Annotated in this window: 14 protein-coding genes and 1 pseudogene; all 15 read left to right on the top strand. The window is 65.1% G+C overall.

From position 1 onward, the window contains the following. The first annotated feature begins 188 nt into the window (after positions 1–188). A complete protein-coding gene (gene pyrH / locus ACG10_RS15545; protein WP_089168898.1) occupies positions 189–938 on the top strand; it encodes a UMP kinase in 750 nt (249 codons plus the stop codon). Further along, entirely contained in the window at positions 928–1485 is a 558-nt protein-coding gene (gene frr / locus ACG10_RS15540) for a ribosome recycling factor (RefSeq protein WP_039802636.1), read from the top strand. Before pyrH ends, frr begins: the two co-directional genes overlap by 11 nt. Before the next feature lie 23 nt (positions 1486–1508). Next, positions 1509–2264 (top strand): polyprenyl diphosphate synthase, encoded by a 756-nt coding sequence (uppS, locus tag ACG10_RS15535; protein ID WP_089168897.1) that lies wholly within the window; start codon positions 1509–1511, stop codon positions 2262–2264. Next, entirely contained in the window at positions 2264–3079 is an 816-nt protein-coding gene (locus ACG10_RS15530) for a phosphatidate cytidylyltransferase (protein ID WP_089168896.1), read from the top strand. The genes uppS and ACG10_RS15530 overlap by 1 nt, the downstream gene beginning before the upstream one ends. Further along, complete coding sequence (gene ispC / locus ACG10_RS15525) at positions 3073–4263, top strand: 1-deoxy-D-xylulose-5-phosphate reductoisomerase (protein ID WP_089169912.1); 1191 nt, start codon at positions 3073–3075, stop codon at positions 4261–4263. Before ACG10_RS15530 ends, ispC begins: the two co-directional genes overlap by 7 nt. Positions 4264–4499: 236 nt before the next feature. Continuing rightward, positions 4500–5851 (top strand): annotated as a pseudogene (gene rseP, locus ACG10_RS15520) (RIP metalloprotease RseP). A gap of 73 nt (positions 5852–5924) precedes the next feature. Next, the gene (gene bamA, locus ACG10_RS15515; RefSeq protein ID WP_089168895.1) at positions 5925–8300 is read left to right on the top strand and encodes an outer membrane protein assembly factor BamA; all 2376 of its coding nucleotides are present in this window, start codon (positions 5925–5927) and stop codon (positions 8298–8300) included. Positions 8301–8346: 46 nt separating this feature from the next. Next, on the top strand, positions 8347–8850 hold the full coding sequence (locus ACG10_RS15510; RefSeq protein ID WP_089168894.1) for an OmpH family outer membrane protein: 504 nt from the start codon (positions 8347–8349) through the stop codon (positions 8848–8850). Continuing rightward, positions 8850–9920 carry a UDP-3-O-(3-hydroxymyristoyl)glucosamine N-acyltransferase gene (lpxD, locus tag ACG10_RS15505; RefSeq protein WP_089168893.1) on the top strand — a complete coding sequence of 357 codons (1071 nt, stop codon included), beginning with the start codon at positions 8850–8852 and terminating at the stop codon, positions 9918–9920. Before ACG10_RS15510 ends, lpxD begins: the two co-directional genes overlap by 1 nt. A 37-nt stretch (positions 9921–9957) precedes the next feature. After that, positions 9958–10398, top strand: coding sequence for a 3-hydroxyacyl-ACP dehydratase FabZ (gene fabZ, locus ACG10_RS15500; RefSeq protein WP_039807552.1), 441 nt, complete (start codon positions 9958–9960; stop codon positions 10396–10398). After that, positions 10395–11171: an acyl-ACP--UDP-N-acetylglucosamine O-acyltransferase gene (gene lpxA, locus ACG10_RS15495; RefSeq protein WP_039802649.1), complete on the top strand. Its 777-nt coding sequence runs from the start codon at positions 10395–10397 to the stop codon at positions 11169–11171. The genes fabZ and lpxA overlap by 4 nt, the downstream gene beginning before the upstream one ends. A 1-nt stretch (position 11172) precedes the next feature. Continuing rightward, on the top strand, positions 11173–12315 hold the full coding sequence (lpxB, locus tag ACG10_RS15490) for a lipid-A-disaccharide synthase (protein ID WP_039802651.1): 1143 nt from the start codon (positions 11173–11175) through the stop codon (positions 12313–12315). Beyond that, the gene (gene rnhB, locus ACG10_RS15485) at positions 12315–12950 is read left to right on the top strand and encodes a ribonuclease HII (protein ID WP_089168892.1); all 636 of its coding nucleotides are present in this window, start codon (positions 12315–12317) and stop codon (positions 12948–12950) included. The genes lpxB and rnhB overlap by 1 nt, the downstream gene beginning before the upstream one ends. Before the next feature lie 80 nt (positions 12951–13030). Then, entirely contained in the window at positions 13031–16555 is a 3525-nt protein-coding gene (dnaE, locus tag ACG10_RS15480) for a DNA polymerase III subunit alpha (protein WP_089168891.1), read from the top strand. A 142-nt stretch (positions 16556–16697) separates the two neighbouring features. After that, on the top strand, positions 16698–17648 hold the full coding sequence (locus ACG10_RS15475) for an acetyl-CoA carboxylase carboxyltransferase subunit alpha (RefSeq protein WP_039802657.1): 951 nt from the start codon (positions 16698–16700) through the stop codon (positions 17646–17648). The last annotated feature ends 28 nt before the right edge of the window (positions 17649–17676 follow it).

Raw genomic sequence — 17676 nt, 5'->3', positions numbered from 1 at the left:
GGCGTGACAATGTGTCACTGCTGTCGCGATGCCGGACCGACCGCTACAACCAATTTGCAGGCAGCCGGGTGATGCAGCCGCTTCGCCAGGTTGATCGGCCGCCGGCCGGCGCCGTTCCCGGCGCAGCGCAACGGCAGGCCGCGTGCCTGTTTCGACTGATATAGATAGAGCCGCAGGAGAGATACGCAATGGCCCAGCAGGTGAGTGGTCGTCAACCTCGCTATAAACGCATTCTGCTCAAGCTCAGCGGCGAAGCTTTGATGGGCTCCGAGGAGTTCGGCATCGACCCCAAGGTGCTGGACCGCATGGCGCTGGAGGTCGGTCAGCTGGTCGGCATCGGCGTACAGGTCGGTCTGGTGATCGGTGGTGGCAACCTGTTCCGCGGCGCCGCATTGTCTGCTGCCGGCATGGATCGGGTCACGGGCGACCATATGGGCATGCTGGCCACGGTGATGAACGCCCTGGCCATGCGCGATGCCCTGGAGCGCTCCAACATCCCGGCGACCGTCATGTCGGCTATCTCCATGGTCGGTGTGACCGATCACTATGACCGGCGCAAGGCCCTGCGTCACCTGGTTTCCGGCGAGGTGGTGATCTTCGCCGCGGGAACCGGCAACCCCTTCTTCACCACGGACTCCGCGGCCTGCCTGCGGGCCATCGAGGTCGATGCCGACCTGGTGCTCAAGGCCACCAAGGTGGACGGCGTCTATACGGCCGATCCCTTCAAGGACCCGAATGCCGAGAAGTTCGAGTACCTGACCTACGACGAGGTGCTGGATCGCAAGCTGGGCGTGATGGATCTGACCGCCATTTGTCTGTGTCGCGATCACAAGATGCCGCTGCGCGTCTTCAATATGAACAAACCGGGTGCCCTGCTGAACATCGTGGTCGGCGGTGCCGAAGGAACCCTGATCGAGGAAAGCAAGCATGATCAATGAGATCAAGAAGGACGCGCAGGCGCGCATGAAGAAGAGCCTGGAGTCCCTGGAGCACGCCTTCGCCAAGATTCGCACCGGTCGCGCCCACCCGAGCATCCTGGACAGCGTCATGGTTTCCTACTACGGGGCCGACACGCCGTTGCGCCAGGTGGCCAACGTGGTCGCCGAGGATGCTCGCACCCTGGCACTGACCGTGTTCGACAGGAGCATGATCCAGGCGGTGGAGAAGGCCATCATGACCTCCGATCTGGGTCTCAATCCGGCGACCGCCGGTACCACCATCCGCGTGCCGATGCCGGCGCTGACCGAGGAAACCCGCAAGGGCTACACCAAGCAGGCGCGTGCCGAAGCGGAAAATGCCCGGGTCGCGGTGCGCAACATCCGTCGCGATGCCCTGGCCCAGCTCAAGGACCTGGTCAAGGAGAAGGAGATCAGCGAGGACGACGAGCGTCGCGCAGCCGACGAGGTGCAGAAGCTCACCGACAAGGCCATCGCCGAGGTCGACAAGGCGCTGGAGGCCAAGGAGGCCGATCTCATGGCCGTGTAACGACGGCCGTTACGGGAATTTTCATGGACAAATTCAAGACCGCTGCTCCTGCCGTGGTGCCGCGTCATGTGGCCATCATCATGGATGGCAACAACCGCTGGGCGAAGAAGCGCCTGCTGCCTGGCATCGCCGGGCACAAGGCGGGGGTCGACGCGGTGCGGGCGGTGATCGAGGTGTGCGTCGAGGCGGGGGTCGAGGTGCTGACCCTGTTCGCCTTTTCCAGCGAGAACTGGCAGCGCCCGGCCGCCGAGGTCGGTGCCTTGATGGAGCTGTTCCTGGCGGCCCTGCGCCGCGAGGCGAGAAGGCTCAGCGAGAACGGCATCTGCCTGCGCATCATCGGCGATCGCTCGCGCTTCAGTCCGGAACTGCAGGCCGCCATGCGCGAAGCCGAGCTGCAGACCGCCGGGCAGACGGGGTTGCTCCTGCAGGTCGCCGCCAACTACGGTGGCCAGTGGGACATCGCCCAGGCCGCGCAGCGCCTGGCGCGGGAGGTTCAGGCCGGCCATCTGCGCCCGGACGACATCAGCCCGCAGCTCCTGCAAAGCTGCCTGACGACCGGTGATCAGCCGCTGCCGGACCTGTGCATTCGTACCGGTGGGGATCATCGCATCAGCAACTTCCTGCTCTGGCAGCTGGCCTATGCCGAGCTGTATTTCACCGATCTGTACTGGCCGGATTTCAAGCAGGAGGCCATGCGTCAGGCGTTGGCCGACTTCGCTTCCCGTCAGCGCCGCTTTGGCAAGACCAGCGAACAGGTGGAAGCAGAGGCGCGGACCTGATGCTCAAGCAACGAATCCTCACTGCGCTGGTGCTGCTACCCCTCGCCCTGGCCGGCTTCTTCCTGCTCGAGGGCGGGGCCTTCGCGCTGTTCATCGGGGCGGTCGTCACCCTGGGCGGCTGGGAGTGGGCGCGGCTTGCCGGCTTCGCCGGGCAGCCGGCCCGCGTGGGCTTCGCCGCGGCGCTCGCGGCTCTGCTCGTGCTGCTCTACTGGCTGCCGATGCTGGCGGCCGGGGTCATGCTGCTCGGCGTTCTCTGGTGGCTGCTGGCCGTGCCGCTGGTCCTGAGCTATCCGCAGAGCAGTCATCGCTGGGAAGGAACGGGCCGCCGGCTGGCGATCGGCCTGCTGATTCTCCTGCCGGCCTGGCAGGGCCTGCTGCTGCTCAAGCAGTGGCCGCTGGGCAATCAGCTGATTCTGGCGGTGATGGTGCTGGTCTGGGCCGCGGATATCGGCGCCTATTTCGTCGGCCGGGCCTTCGGCAGGCGCAAGCTGGCGCCGCAGGTCAGTCCCGGCAAGAGCTGGGAAGGGGTGGCTGGCGGCCTGCTGGCCTGTCTGCTGGTCGCCGTGGTTGTCGGGCTGGTCCGTGGCTGGTCGGCGGGCGAGTTCGCGCTGGCGCTCGCCGGCACCGTTCTGGTGGTGTTGATCTCGGTGGTCGGCGACCTGACCGAGAGCATGTTCAAGCGCCAGGCCGGTCTCAAGGACAGCAGCCATCTGCTGCCCGGGCATGGCGGTGTGCTGGATCGCATCGACAGCCTGACGGCAGCCATTCCGATGTTCGTCGTCATGCTCTGGATCGCCGGTTGGGGGGCATCTTGAATCCGCAACAGATAACCGTGCTGGGTGCCACCGGCTCCATCGGCCTGAGCACCCTGGACGTGATCGCCCGTCATCCCGAGCGTTACCGGGCCTTCGCGCTGACGGGATTCACCCGCCTGGACGAGCTGAAAGCTCTTTGCCTGCGCTTTCGTCCCCGTTATGCCGTGGTGCCCGAGTCGGGGGCGGCGCGGCGGCTTGAGGATGAGCTGCAGGCTGCCGGTCTGGCTACCCGGGTATTGGCCGGCAGCGAAGGACTTTGCGAGGTGGCGGCCCATCCCGAGGTGGATGCGGTGATGGCGGCCATCGTCGGCGCTGCCGGATTGCGCCCCACGCTGGCGGCGGTAGAGGCGGGCAAGAAGGTCCTGCTGGCCAACAAGGAGGCGCTGGTGATGTCCGGCGCCCTGTTCATGCAGGCGGTGCGGCGCAGCGGCGCGCAGCTGCTACCGATCGACAGCGAGCACAATGCGATCTTTCAGTGCCTGCCCAGCGGTTACGGCCAGGGCCTGGCGTCGGTCGGGGTGCGGCGTATCCTGCTGACCGCTTCCGGCGGACCGTTCCGCGAAACCTCGGCGGCCGCGTTGGCCGAAGTGACGCCCGTGCAGGCCTGCGCCCATCCCAACTGGTCGATGGGGCGGAAGATTTCCGTGGATTCGGCCAGCATGATGAACAAGGGCCTGGAGCTGATCGAGGCCTGCTGGCTGTTCGATGCGCGTCCCGCGCAGGTCGAGGTGGTGGTCCATCCGCAGAGCGTGATCCATTCGCTGGTCGATTATGTCGATGGCTCGGTGCTGGCGCAGCTGGGCAATCCGGATATGCGCACGCCGATCGCCCACGCCCTGGCCTGGCCCGAACGCATCGATTCCGGGGTCGCCCCCTTGGATCTGTTCGCCATCGCCCGTCTGGACTTCCAGGCACCCGACGAGTCGCGCTTTCCCTGCCTGCGTCTGGCCCGGCAGGCGGCCGAGGCCGGCGGCAGTGCGCCGGCCGTGCTCAACGCCGCCAATGAGGTGGCCGTGGCGGCCTTTCTCGACGGGCGTGTCCGCTTTCCGGAAATCGCGAGTATCATCGGGGAGGTCCTGCAGGGCGAGCCGGTCGTCACCATCGATGACCTCGAAGCAGTGCTGCTTGCCGATGGTCAGGCCCGTGCACGGGCCGAGGGCTGGCTGCGGCGTCACAATCGCTGAGCCAGGCCGGTGCCTGACGGGCCCGGCCGGCAGGATCCTTCCGTCGTGCCATGCCGGGGCTGGCCGGTCAGTAACAAAGGTGGCGTATCCTCGCGCGCGGGGATGCACGGGCGCGTAGCGAAGAGGCGAGCCTATCCCTTTCGCCCGGGCGGTGAGGCACGTTCGCCAACCTGTCCTGGCGCCCCTACACCGGGACTTGAGTCCGGCGGCTCGATCGTCGGATCCGGAGGAATGCAATGAGCGCTCTGTACATGATCATCGGCACCCTGGTAGCGCTCGGGGTGCTGGTCACCTTCCACGAGTTCGGCCATTTTTGGGTCGCCCGTCGTTGCGGCGTCAAGGTGCTGCGCTTTTCCATCGGTTTCGGCACGCCTCTGCTGCGCTGGCGCGACCGCCAGGGCACCGAGTTCGTGATCGCCGCGGTTCCCCTGGGGGGCTATGTCAAGATGCTCGACGAGCGCGAGGGGGAGGTTCCCCCGGGGCTGCTCGAGCAGACCTTCAATCGTCAGGGCGTCGTCCGGCGCATCGCCATCGTTGTGGCCGGCCCCATTGCCAACTTTCTCCTGGCTTTGCTGTTCTTCTGGCTGCTGGCCTTGCTTGGCAGCCAGCAGCTGCGGCCGGTCATTGGCGCCGTGGAGGCGGGTAGTCCGGCGGCGGCTGCGGGGCTGCAGGCCGGAGAGGAGGTCCTTGCGGTGGACGGCGAGGAGACGGCCGGCTGGGCGGCAGTCAACCTGCAGATGGTGCGTCGCCTGGGCGAGAGCGGGACGCTCGAGATCACCGTGCGCGAGCCGGACTCCAGCGTGAATGCCCAGCGCCAAGTGGTTCTCAAGGACTGGCTGAAGGATGTCGAGGAGCCCGATCCGATTGCCAGTCTCGGGATTCGCCCGTGGCGTCCCGCCTTGGCCCCCGTCTTGGCCCAGCTGGACCCGAAGGGGCCGGCGCAGGCGGCCGGTCTGCAAGGCGGTGACCGCCTGCTGGCGCTCGACGGGCAGGCGCTGGACGACTGGCAGCAGGTGGTCGATCGGGTGCGTGCCCGCCCGGGGGCGCGAGTCATCTTCCTGATCGAGCGGGAGGGGCGGCGAATCGAGCTGCCGGTCGAGCTGGCGGGGCGCGGCGAAGGCGAGGCGCGCAGCGGCTATCTCGGGGCTGGCGTGGAGGCTGCCGAATGGCCTCCGGAAATGCTTCGTGAAGTCCGTCACGGTCCGCTGGAGGCGGTCGGTGAAGCCTTTCGGCGCACCTGGAGCATGAGCGTCCTGACTCTCGATTCCCTGAGGAAAATGCTCTTTGGCGAGCTCTCGGTAAAAAACTTGAGCGGGCCGATAACCATTGCTAAAGTGGCGGGCGCTTCAGCCCAGTCAGGGGTGGGAGACTTTCTGAATTTTCTCGCCTATCTGAGCATAAGCTTGGGGGTGCTCAATTTGCTGCCGATTCCGGTGCTCGATGGCGGCCATCTGCTTTTCTATTTCGTCGAGTGGGCCCGGGGCGCCCCTTGTCGGAGCGAGTCCAAGCTTGGGGAATGCAGATTGGTATCAGCCTTGTCGTTGGGGTCATGCTGCTGGCTCTGGTCAATGACTTGAGTCGCTTGTGACGTCTTGCCGAGTTTCGAAGCTGCCGCGTTTCGCGGCAGTTTCTTTATTGTCAGTTGAAAAAGAAAGGACTTCATGAAACGCCTGCTGCTGCCTGCGGTCCTCGCCGCCTTGATGACCGCCGAGGTTCACGCCGAGTCCTTCACCATCACCGATATCCGTGTCAATGGTTTGCAGAGGGTCTCCGCCGGTAGCGTGTTCAGTGCCCTGCCGCTCAACGTTGGCGATCAGGTGGATGATCGGCGTCTCGTGGAGGGTGCGCGTGCGCTTTTCAAGACCGGTTTCTTTCAGGATATCCAGCTTGGCCATGATGGCAACATCCTTGTCATCACTGTAGTCGAGCGGCCTTCGATTTCCAGCATCGAGCTGGAAGGCAACAAGGCCATCAAGTCGGAAGACCTGCTGAACGGCCTGAAGCAGTCCGGCCTGGCCGAGGGCGAGATCTTCCAGCGGGCAACCCTGGAAGGGGTGCGCAACGAGCTGCAGCGCCAGTATGTCGCCCAGGGCCGCTATTCGGCCTCGATCGAGACCGAAGTCGTGCCGCAGCCGCGCAACCGGGTGGCCCTGAAGATCAAGATCAATGAAGGTTCGGTCGCCGCCATCCAGCACATCAATGTGGTGGGCAACACCGTCTTTCCGGACGAGACCCTGATCAGTCTGTTCGAACTGAAGACCACCAACCTGTTGTCCTTCTTCCGCAACGACGACAAGTATGCCCGCGAGAAGCTGTCCGGCGACCTGGAGCGCCTGCGCTCCTATTATCTGGACCGTGGCTACATCAACATGGATATCGCCTCCACCCAGGTATCCATCACGCCGGACAAGCGGCATGTCTACATCACCGTCAACATCGACGAGGGCGAGAAGTACAGCATCCGCGAGGTCAAGCTCACCGGTGACCTGAAGGTTCCGGAAGAGGAAATCGAGTCCCTGCTGCTGGTCAAGGAAGGCCAGGTGTTCTCCCGCAAGGTGATGACCAGCAGTTCCGAGCTGATCACCCGGCGCCTGGGCAACGAGGGCTATACCTTCGCCAACGTCAATGCCGTGCCCGAGCCCCACGACGAGGACAAGACGGTTTCCGTCACCTTCGTGGTCGATCCGGGCAAGCGGGCCTACGTCAACCGCATCAACTTTCGCGGCAACACCAAGACCGAGGACGAGGTGCTGCGTCGCGAGATGCGCCAGATGGAGGGCGGCTGGGCCTCGACCTACCTGATCGACCAGTCCAAGACCCGTCTCGAGCGGCTGGGCTTCTTCAAGGAGGTCAGCGTCCAGACACCGCAGGTGCCGGGCACCGACGACCAGGTGGATGTCAACTTCACGGTCGAGGAGCAGGCGTCCGGCTCCGTCACCGCCAGCGTCGGCTTTGCCCAGAATGCCGGTCTGGTCCTGGGCGGCTCGATCAGCCAGAACAACTTTCTCGGCAGCGGCAACAAGGTCACCATCGGCCTGACCCGCAGCGAATACCAGACCAACTACAACTTCGGCTTCGTCGACCCCTACTGGACCGAGGACGGCATCAGCCTTGGCTACAATGTGTTCTTGAAGTCCACCGACTATGACGATCTGGAAGTGGACTACTCCAGCTACTCGGTGGACAGCTTCGGCACCGGCGTCAACATCGGCTATCCGATCAGCGAAACCTCGCGTCTGAGCTTCGGTCTTACCGCCCAGCAGGACAGCATCGATACCGGGACCTACACGGTCGACGAGATCTTCGAGTTCCTCGACGAGGAAGGTGACGACTACCTGAACCTCAAGGCCTCGGCCGGCTGGTCCGATTCGACCCTGAATCGCGGGGTAATGCCCACGCGCGGCACCTCCCAGAGCCTGGTGTTCGAAACCACGCTGCCCGGCAGCGATCTGTCATTTTACAAGATCGATTACAACGCCCAGATGTTCAAGGCGTTGACGGACGATTACACCCTGCGTTTCCATACCAAGCTGGGGTATGGAGACAGCTTTGGTTCCACGACGAAGATGCCCTTCTACGAGCACTACTATGCCGGCGGTTTTTCCTCTATCCGCGGCTTCAAGGACAACACGCTGGGCGCGCGCAGTACGCCGAGCCGGGGCGAGGCGGTGACCGGCAACGAGGGGACCGAGGAGGATCCGGATCAGGACGAACAGCCGTTCGGCGGCAACGTGCTGATGCTCGGCGGGGTCGAGATGATGTTTCCGATGCCGTTCGTCAAGGACCAGCGCTCGCTGCGCACCTCCCTGTTCTGGGATGTGGGCAATGTGTTTGATACCAACTGCAGTTCCTCACAGAAGGAGCGCAACGACGAAAGTTGCGATATCGACTTCAGCAACATGGCCAGTTCCATCGGGCTGGGCGTGACCTGGGTTAGCGGCTTCGGCCCGCTGAGCTTCAGTCTGGCCGTGCCGGTCATGAAGCCCGACGACGCCGAAACCCAGGTATTCCAGTTCTCAATGGGTCAGAGCTTCTAACGGGCCCGGCCCTCATCACGTAAATGCTGCAAAGCGGGAGTTCATCGTGCGCAAGCTGACTCAATGGGTTTTGTTAAGTGCTGCCCTTCTGGCAACACCGGCCTTCGCGGAAATGAAGATTGCCGTGCTCAATTATCAGATGGCCCTGCTCGAGTCCGATGCGGCGAAGAAGTATGCCGTGGATGCGGAGAAGAAATTCGGCCCGCAGCTGAACAAGCTGAAGACCCTCGAGAGCGACGCCAAGCGCATCCAGGATCGGCTGGTGAAGGAGGGCGAGAGGATGCAGACCGCCGAGCGCGAGCGTCTCGAACTCGAGTTCAAGCAGAAGGCCCGCGACTTCCAGTTCCAGTCCAAGGAACTGAACGAGGCCAAGGCGGTTGCCGATCGTGACATGCTCAAGCAGCTCAAGCCGAAGCTGGACAAGGCGGTCGAGGAGGTCATCAAGAAGGGAAGCTACGATCTGGTGCTCGAGCAGGGCTCGGTGGTCGAGGTCAAGCCTCAATATGACATCACTCGGCAGGTCATCGAGCGCATGAACCAATTGCGCTGATGATGAGCACGCCCGCATTCACTCTCGGCGAGCTGGCTGAGCGCCTTGGCGCCACGCTGCGCGGTGCCGCGGACAGAACCGTTCGCGGGCTTGCCACCCTCGAGGAGGCCGGCCCCGAGCAGTTGAGCTTTCTCGCCAACCCAAAATACCGCAAATATCTGGAGAGCACCCGCGCCGGAGCCCTGCTACTGACCCCGGCGGACGCCGAGTTCTATGCGGGGGATGCCCTGTTGCTGGCCAATCCCTATCTGGCCTATGCCCAGTTGTCGCACCTGTTCGATCCGAAGCCTGTCGCGCCTGCCGGAGTGCATGCCACTGCCCTGGTCGCGCCGGATGCCAGCGTCCATCCGAGCGCCAGCGTCGGCGCCTATGCGGTGATCGAGGCTGGGGCGCGGATCGAGGCGGGGGTCACGGTCGGTGCGCACTGTTTCATCGGTGCCCGCAGCGTGATCGCCGAGGGTGGCTGGCTGGCCCCGCGGGTAACGCTCTACCATGACGTGCGGATCGGTCGGCGGGTGGTCATCCAGTCCGGCGCGGTGATCGGCGGCGAGGGTTTCGGTTTCGCCAACGAAAAGGGTGTCTGGCGCAAGATCGCCCAGATCGGCGGGGTGACCATCGGCGACGACGTGGAAATCGGCGCCAATACCACCATCGACCGCGGTGCGCTGGCCGATACCCTGATCGGCAACGGCGTCAAGCTGGATAACCAGATCATGATCGCGCACAACGTGCAGATCGGCGATCACACCGCCATGGCCGGCTGCGTCGGCATTTCCGGCAGTACCAAGATCGGCAGGCACTGCATGATCGCCGGCGGCGTTGGCATGGTGGGGCATATCGAGGTGTGCGACGGGGTGTTCGTCACCGGGATGACCATGGTCACCCGCTCGATTCACGAGCCGGGCGCCTACTCTTCCGGCACGGCGATGCAGCCTGCTGCCGAATGGAAGAAGAGTGTCGCCCGCATCCGCCAGCTGGACGATCTGGCGCGGCGCCTGCAGCAAATGGAAAAGCGCCTGGCGACCGTGACCTCCGACGGAGATGCTACATCAGAGGCTGACCCACTTTGATGTGCGTCCCCAATCTTACTTACAGGCTTTCCTGGAAATGATGGACATTAACGAGATTCGCGAATACCTGCCGCACCGCTATCCTTTCCTTCTGGTTGATCGGGTGGTGGACCTTGATGTTGAAGGCCAGCGCATTCGCGCCTACAAGAATGTCAGCATCAACGAGCCGTTCTTCAATGGCCACTTTCCCCAGCACCCGATCATGCCGGGTGTGCTGATCATCGAGGCGATGGCCCAGGCCGCCGGTATCCTGGGCTTCAAGATGCTGGACGTGAAGCCCGCCGACGGCACGATCTACTACTTCGTCGGCTCGGACAAGATGCGCTTCCGGCAGCCGGTAATGCCGGGCGATCAGCTGATTCTCGAAGCCAGGTTCCTCAGCGCCAAGCGCAGTATCTGGAAGTTCGAGTGCCAGGCCAGGGTGGACGACAAGCAGGTCTGTTCGGGCGAAATCATCTGTGCGGAACGTAAGCTATGAGTTTGATCGATCCTCGCGCCATCATCGACCCGACCGCCACCCTGGCGCCCGACGTACGTATCGGTCCTTGGACTCTGATCGGGCCGAACGTGCACATCGGCGAAGGCACCGAGATCGGTCCCCATGTGATCGTCAAGGGGCCGACCTGGATCGGCCGGCACAACAAGATCTTCCAGTTCTCCACCATCGGCGAGGATACCCCAGACCTGAAATACAAGGGTGAACCGACCCGGCTGGTGATCGGCGACCACAACGTGATCCGCGAAGGGGTCACCATCCATCGCGGCACTGTCCAGGATCGTTCGGAAACCACCATCGCTGACCACAATCTGATCATGGCCTATGTGCACATCGGCCATGACAGCGTGGTGGGCAGTCACTGCATCCTCATCAACAACGCCTCCCTGGCCGGTCACGTGCATGTGGGCGACTGGGCGATCCTCTCCGGCTATACCCTGATCCACCAGCATTGCCAGATCGGTGCGCACAGCTTTGTCGGCATGGGCAGCGGCGTGTCCAAGGATGTGCCGGCCTTCGTCACCGTCCTCGGCAGCCCGGCCCAGGCCCGCAGCATGAACTTCGAGGGCATGCGCCGGCGCGGCTTCAGCTCGGAGGTCATGAATGCGCTGCGCCGGGCCTACAAGGTCGTCTATCGCCAGGGGCTGACCGTGGAGCAGGCGCTGGTGGAGCTGGAGGAGGCGGCCAAGCAGTTCCCCGAGGTCGCGATCTTCCGCGACTCCGTGCGTGCGTCCACCCGCGGAATCACCCGCTGAGATGGCTCGCGTCATGCGCGTGGCCCTGGTGGCCGGCGAGGCCTCGGGCGACATCCTCGGCGCCAGCCTGATGCAGGCCCTGAAGGCGGCCCGCCCTGATATCGAGTTCATCGGCGTCGGCGGCCCGCGCATGCAGGCCGAGGGGCTGCAGTCGTATTTCCCCATGGAGCGTCTGGCGGTCATGGGCTTGTTCGAGGTGCTCGGCCGTCTCCCCGAGCTGCTGCTGCGCCGCCGGCGGCTGATTCGCAGCCTGCTCGAAGCCCGTCCCGATGTGTACATCGGCATCGATGCGCCGGATTTCAATCTGGGCGTCGAACTCCGCTTGCGTCGTGCCGGCATTCGTACCGTGCACTATGTCAGTCCGTCGGTGTGGGCCTGGCGGCAGAAGCGCGTGCTGAAGATCCGCCAGGCCTGCGACTTGATGCTCACCCTGTTTCCCTTCGAGGCGCAGTTCTACGAGGCACAGGACGTGCCGGTACGTTTCGTCGGCCATCCGCTGGCCGATCAGGTGCCCCTGCAGACCGATCGCGACGCCGCCCGCGCCGCCCTGGATCTGACCGCCGGGGAGACCATCGTCGCCCTGATGCCGGGCAGCCGCGGTGGCGAGCTGGCTCGTCTCGGCCCGCTGTTCCTCGAGGCTGCCGAGCGCCTGCTGGCGCTGCACGCCGGAGCGCTGCGCTTCGTGGTGCCCTGCGCCAGTCCCGAACGGCGCCGGCAGCTCGAGGAGATGCTCAGCCATACCCGTCGCGACCTGCCGGTGATGCTGCTCGACGGCCGCTCCCACGAGGCACTGGCGGCCTGCGATGCGGTGCTCATCGCTTCCGGTACCGCGACCCTGGAGGCTCTGCTGTACAAGCGGCCGATGGTGGTGGCCTATCGCCTGGCGCCGTTGACCTACAAGGTTGCGAGACACCTGGTGAAGACGCCGTTCTTCTCCCTGCCCAATCTGCTCGCCGACCGGGCGCTGGTGCCCGAGCTGCTGCAGGAGCGCGCGACCCCCGAGGCGCTGGCCGAGGCGCTGATGCCGTTGCTGGAGATAGGTCGGGAGCAGACCGAGTGCTTCGACGCCATCCATCGCTCGCTGCGCCGGGACGCCTCGCGCCAGGCGGCCGAGTCGGTGCTCGAGCTGGCGGAGCGCGCCTGATGCAGCTGGGGCTGGACTTCGGCCGGGTCGAGGCGCTGGTCGCCGGTGTCGACGAAGTCGGTCGCGGCCCGCTCTGCGGGGCGGTGGTCACTGCTGCGGTGATCCTCGATCCGGCGCGGCCGATCATGGGGCTGAACGACTCGAAGAAGCTTTCCAAAGCCCGTCGCGAGGCGCTGTTCGAGGAAATCCGCGAGAAGGCGCTGGCCTGGTGCATCGCCCGTGCCGAGGTGGAGGAGATCGACCGGCTGAACATCCTCCAGGCGACCCTGCTGGCCATGCAGCGTGCCGTGGAGGGGCTCGCCGTGACGCCCCGTCTGGCGCTGATCGACGGCAACCGCTGTCCGAAGCTGGCGGTGCCCTGCGCGCCGGTAATCAAGGGTGACGCCCAGGTGCCGGCCATCGCCGCGGCCTCGATCCTCGCCAAGGTTGCCCGGGATCGGGAAATGCTCGCGCTGGATGCCCTCTATCCGGGCTATGGACTGGCCAGGCACAAGGGCTATCCCACGGCCATGCACCTGGAGGCCCTCGCCCGTCTGGGGCCGAGCGCCATCCATCGGCGCTCCTTCGCGCCGGTGCGCGAGCGGCTCGAGGCCGCTTTCCGTTCCGGTGTCCTGCCCGACGCTCTGCCCTCCTGAGCGAGCGCTCGCCGCGAACAGTTGCCGCTAGGGCGGTTACAATTCCGCCTCTGCCGTTTTCCTGTCAGTCAAGGTCTGCCATGTCCGTTTCCTTCGTCCACCTGCGCGTGCACACCGAGTTTTCCCTGGTTGACGGCCTGGTGCGGGTCAAGCCGCTGATCAAGGCGGTGGCCGGGGCAGGCATGCCCGCGGTGGCGGTCACCGACCAGAGCAACATGTGCTCGCTGGTGAAGTTCTACAAGGCCGCCATGGGCGGCGGGGTCAAGCCGATCTGCGGCGCCGACCTCTGGCTGGCCAGTCCCGAGGCCGACGGCCCGCTGTCGCGCCTGACCCTGCTGGCGATGGATGCCAGGGGTTACCGCAATCTCACCGAACTGGTCTCCCGAGGCTGGGCCGATGGCCAGCACGGCGATGGCCTGGTGATCATCCAGCGCGACTGGGTGAAGGAGGCTGCCGAGGGGTTGATCGCGTTGTCCGGGGCGCGGGAAGGGGAGATCGGCCTGGCGCTGCTCAACGGCCATGTCGACGAGGCGGCGGCGCTGCTCGAGGAGTGGCTGGTGGTGTTCCCCGGGCGTTTCTATCTGGAAGTGCAGCGCACCGGCCGGGTCGGCGACGAGGAGTACCTGCATGCGGTCGTCGAGCTGGCGTCGCGCTGCGATGCCCCGCTGGTGGCCACCAATGACGTGCGCTTTCTCAAGCAGGAGGACTTCGAGGCCCACGAGACCCGCGTCTGCATCGGCGAGGGGCGCGTCCTCGGCGATCCGCGACGGCCGCGCAACTACTCCGACCAGCAGTACCTGAAGACGCCGGCGGAAATGTGGGAGCTGTTTTCCGACCTGCCCGAGGCGCTGGAAAACAGCGTGGAGATCGCCCGGCGCTGCAATATCGAGGTGCGCCTGGGCAAGCACTTCCTGCCCAATTTCCCGGTACCGGAAGGCATGACCATCGACGACTACCTGCGTCAGGTGTCCTTCGAGGGGTTGGAGGAGCGTCTGGAGGTGCTGCTGCCAAAGGACACGCCCGACTACGAGGAGAGGTACCAGGTCTACGTCGACCGCCTGGAGTTCGAGCTGGGCACCATCATCCAGATGGGCTTTCCCGGCTACTTCCTGATCGTCATGGACTTCATCAAGTGGGCGAAGAACAACGGCGTGCCGGTCGGCCCCGGCCGCGGTTCCGGCGCAGGCAGTCTGGTGGCTTACGTGCTGAAGATCACCGACCTCGACCCGCTGGCCTACGACCTGCTGTTCGAGCGTTTCCTCAACCCCGAGCGGGTCTCCATGCCCGACTTCGACGTCGACTTCTGCATGGACGGCCGCGACCGGGTCATCGACTACGTGGCGGAAACCTACGGGCGCAACGCGGTGAGCCAGATCATCACCTTCGGCTCGATGGCGGCCAAGGCGGTGGTGCGCGACGTGGCGCGGGTGCAGGGCAAGTCCTACGGCCTGGCCGACCGCCTGTCGAAGATGATCCCCTTCGAGGTCGGCATGACCCTGGAGAAGGCCTACGAGCAGGAGGAGATGCTCCGCGAATTCCTCAGGAGCGACGAAGAGGCCCAGGAGATCTGGGACATGGCCCTCAAGCTGGAGGGCATCACCCGCGGCACCGGCAAGCACGCCGGTGGCGTGGTGATCGCGCCGACCAAGCTCACCGACTTCGCCCCCATTGCCTGCGACGAGGACGGTGGCGGCCTGGTGACCCAGTTCGACAAGGACGACGTGGAAGCCGCCGGCCTGGTCAAGTTCGACTTCCTCGGCCTGCGCACCCTGACCATCATCAAGTGGGCGATGGAGACCATCAACCGCGAACAGGCGAAGAAAGGCCTGGAGCCGGTGAACATCGACTTCATCCCGCTGGACGACAAGGCGACCTACGCGCTCCTGCAGAGGGCCGAGACCACCGCGGTATTCCAGCTGGAATCGCGCGGCATGAAGGAGCTGATCAAGAAGCTCAAGCCCGACAACATCGAAGACATGATCGCGCTGGTGGCGCTGTTCCGTCCGGGCCCTCTGCAGTCGGGCATGGTGGACGACTTCATCAACCGCAAGCACGGGCGTGCGGAGATTTCCTACCCGCACTCCGATTACCAGTACGCAGGCCTCGAGCCGGTTCTGAAGCCCACCTACGGCATCATCCTGTATCAGGAGCAGGTGATGCAGATCGCCCAGGTGATGGCCGGCTACACCCTGGGCGGCGCCGACATGCTGCGCCGCGCCATGGGCAAGAAGAAGCCCGAGGAAATGGCCAAGCAGCGCGGCGGCTTCATCGAGGGCTGCGCCAACAATGGTATCGATGGGGATCTGGCGGGCAACATCTTCGATCTGGTGGAGAAGTTCGCCGGCTATGGCTTCAACAAGTCGCACTCGGCCGCCTACGGCCTGGTCTCCTACCAGACGGCCTGGCTGAAGACCCACTACCCGGCGCCCTTCATGGCGGCGGTGCTTTCCGCGGACATGCACAACACCGACAAGGTGGTGACCCTGATCGAGGAGTGTCGCAGCATGAAGCTGCGTCTCGTCGCGCCGGACGTGAACAACTCCGAGTTCATGTTCACCGTCGACGACGAGGGGCGCATCGTCTACGGCCTGGGGGCGATCAAGGGGGTCGGCGAGGGGCCGGTCGAGGCCATCGTCGAGTGCCGGGGGGACGGTGGTCCGTTCAAGGACCTTTTCGACTTCTGTGCGCGGGTCGATCTCAAGCGGATCAACAAGCGCACCCTCGAGGCGCTGATCCGCGGCGGCGCTCTGGACCGCCTGGGGCCGTACTTCTCCGACGAGCCCAAGGCCTACCAGGCGAACATCGACCGCAACCGGGCGGTCCTGCTGGCTGCCGTGGAGGAGGCCGTGCAGGCTGCCGAGCAGACCGCGCGCAGTGCCGACAGCGGCCATCTGGACCTGTTCGGCGGGCTGTTCGCCGAGCCCGAGGCGGACGTCTACGCCCACCATCGCAACGCCCGCGAACTATCACTCAAGGAGCGCCTGAAGGGCGAGAAGGACACCCTCGGCCTGTACCTGACCGGTCACCCGATCGACGAGTACGAGAGCGAGATCCGCCGCTTCGCCCGCCAGCGCATCGTCGAACTGCGCCCGGCGCGGGATACCCAGACCGTCGCCGGACTGATCGTCAACCTGCGGGTGATGAGGAACAAGAAAGGCGACAAGATGGGTTTCATCACCCTCGACGACCGTTCCGCGCGAATCGAGGCTTCGCTGTTCGCCGATGCCTTCGCCAGCGCCCAGGCGCTGTTGCAGACCGACGCCCTGGTGGTGGTGGAGGGCGAGGTCAGCAACGACGACTTTTCCGGTGGCCTGCGCCTGCGCGCCAAGCGGGTGATGAGCCTGGAGGAGGCGCGCACCGGGCTGGCCGAGAGCCTGCGTCTGCAGGTCGCCAGCGAGGCGCTGGGCGGCGACCGCCTGCGCTGGCTGGCGGAACTCTGCAGACGCCATCGCGGCGCCTGTCCGATCACCCTGGACTACAGCGGGCGCGAGGCGCGCGCCCTGCTGCAGTTCGGCGAGGCGTGGCGGATCGATCCGGCGGACAGCCTGATCCAGGCGCTGCGTGACCAGTTCGGCAAGGACAACGTCTTTCTGCACTACCGCTGAGACGAACGCCGGCGGAATCAGCGTGCGCGAGGATCGTTCCGGACTGCTCCGATCCTCGACGCCAGGTGCCCGATCCCGTAAGGTTGGGGCGCCAAACGGAACAGCAAACGGCCGCCTGGCCGTCGACTCAAGACGGAAACCTATGAACCCGAACTTTCTGGATTTCGAACAGCCGATTGCCGACCTGCAAGCCAAGATCGAAGAACTGCGTCTGGTCGGCGATGACAATGCGCTGAACATCAGCGACGAGATTTCCCGCCTCCAGGATAAGAGCCATGCGCTCACCGCGAGCATCTTCGGCAACCTGACCAGCTGGCAGATCGCCCAGCTGGCGCGGCATCCGCGGCGCCCCTACACCCTCGACTATCTCGAGCACATTTTCACCGAGTTCGAGGAGTTGCACGGCGACCGCCACTTCACCGACGACGCCGCCATCGTCGGCGGCGTGGCACGTCTGGACGGCGAGCCGGTGATGGTCATCGGCCATCAGAAGGGCCGCGACGTGCGCGAGAAGGTCCGCCGCAACTTCGGCATGCCGCGTCCCGAAGGCTACCGCAAGGCCTGCCGTCTGATGGAGATGGCCGAGCGCTTCAAGCTGCCGATCCTGACCTTCATCGACACTCCCGGCGCCTATCCTGGCATCGACGCCGAGGAGCGCAACCAGAGCGAGGCCATCGCCTGGAACCTGCGGGTGATGGCGCGCCTGAAGACGCCGATCATCGCCACGGTGATCGGCGAGGGTGGTTCCGGCGGCGCGCTGGCAATCGGCGTCTGCGACCGTCTGAACATGCTGCAGTACTCGACCTACGCGGTGATTTCGCCGGAAGGCTGCGCCTCGATCCTCTGGCGTACCGCCGAGAAGGCTGCCGATGCCGCCGAGGCGATGGGCATTACCGCCGCGCGCCTGCGGGATCTCGGCATCGTCGACGAGGTGATCGGTGAACCCCTGGGCGGCGCCCACCGCGATCCGGCCGCCACCGCCGAGGGCATCCGGCAGCAGCTGCTGGCCCAGCTGGAGGTCCTGCGCGGCCTGGATAGCGACACGCTGCTCGAGCAGCGCTACGAGCGTCTGATGAGCTACGGCAGGGTCTGATGGGCGATGACCGGCGGAACCGGGTGGG

Origin of the sequence: Azotobacter chroococcum, from assembly GCF_002220155.1 — a bacterium.
GTDB lineage: Bacteria > Pseudomonadota > Gammaproteobacteria > Pseudomonadales > Pseudomonadaceae > Azotobacter > Azotobacter chroococcum.
The sequence above is the reverse complement of the archived record's forward strand: the minus strand, read 5'-3'. Positions and strand labels throughout refer to the sequence as shown.

Excerpts from the sequence above, each read along its gene's own strand:
- pyrH (WP_089168898.1), top strand. The coding sequence starts at position 189 with ATGGCCCAGCAGGTGAGTGGTCGTCAACCTCGCTATAAACGCATTCTG.
- frr (WP_039802636.1), top strand. The coding sequence starts at position 928 with ATGATCAATGAGATCAAGAAGGACGCGCAGGCGCGCATGAAGAAGAGC.
- uppS (WP_089168897.1), top strand. The coding sequence starts at position 1,509 with ATGGACAAATTCAAGACCGCTGCTCCTGCCGTGGTGCCGCGTCATGTG.
- ACG10_RS15530 (WP_089168896.1), top strand. The coding sequence starts at position 2,264 with ATGCTCAAGCAACGAATCCTCACTGCGCTGGTGCTGCTACCCCTCGCC.
- bamA (WP_089168895.1), top strand. The coding sequence starts at position 5,925 with ATGAAACGCCTGCTGCTGCCTGCGGTCCTCGCCGCCTTGATGACCGCC.
- lpxD (WP_089168893.1), top strand. The coding sequence starts at position 8,850 with ATGATGAGCACGCCCGCATTCACTCTCGGCGAGCTGGCTGAGCGCCTT.
- fabZ (WP_039807552.1), top strand. The coding sequence starts at position 9,958 with ATGATGGACATTAACGAGATTCGCGAATACCTGCCGCACCGCTATCCT.
- lpxA (WP_039802649.1), top strand. The coding sequence starts at position 10,395 with ATGAGTTTGATCGATCCTCGCGCCATCATCGACCCGACCGCCACCCTG.
- lpxB (WP_039802651.1), top strand. The coding sequence starts at position 11,173 with ATGGCTCGCGTCATGCGCGTGGCCCTGGTGGCCGGCGAGGCCTCGGGC.
- rnhB (WP_089168892.1), top strand. The coding sequence starts at position 12,315 with ATGCAGCTGGGGCTGGACTTCGGCCGGGTCGAGGCGCTGGTCGCCGGT.
- dnaE (WP_089168891.1), top strand. The coding sequence starts at position 13,031 with ATGTCCGTTTCCTTCGTCCACCTGCGCGTGCACACCGAGTTTTCCCTG.
- ACG10_RS15475 (WP_039802657.1), top strand. The coding sequence starts at position 16,698 with ATGAACCCGAACTTTCTGGATTTCGAACAGCCGATTGCCGACCTGCAA.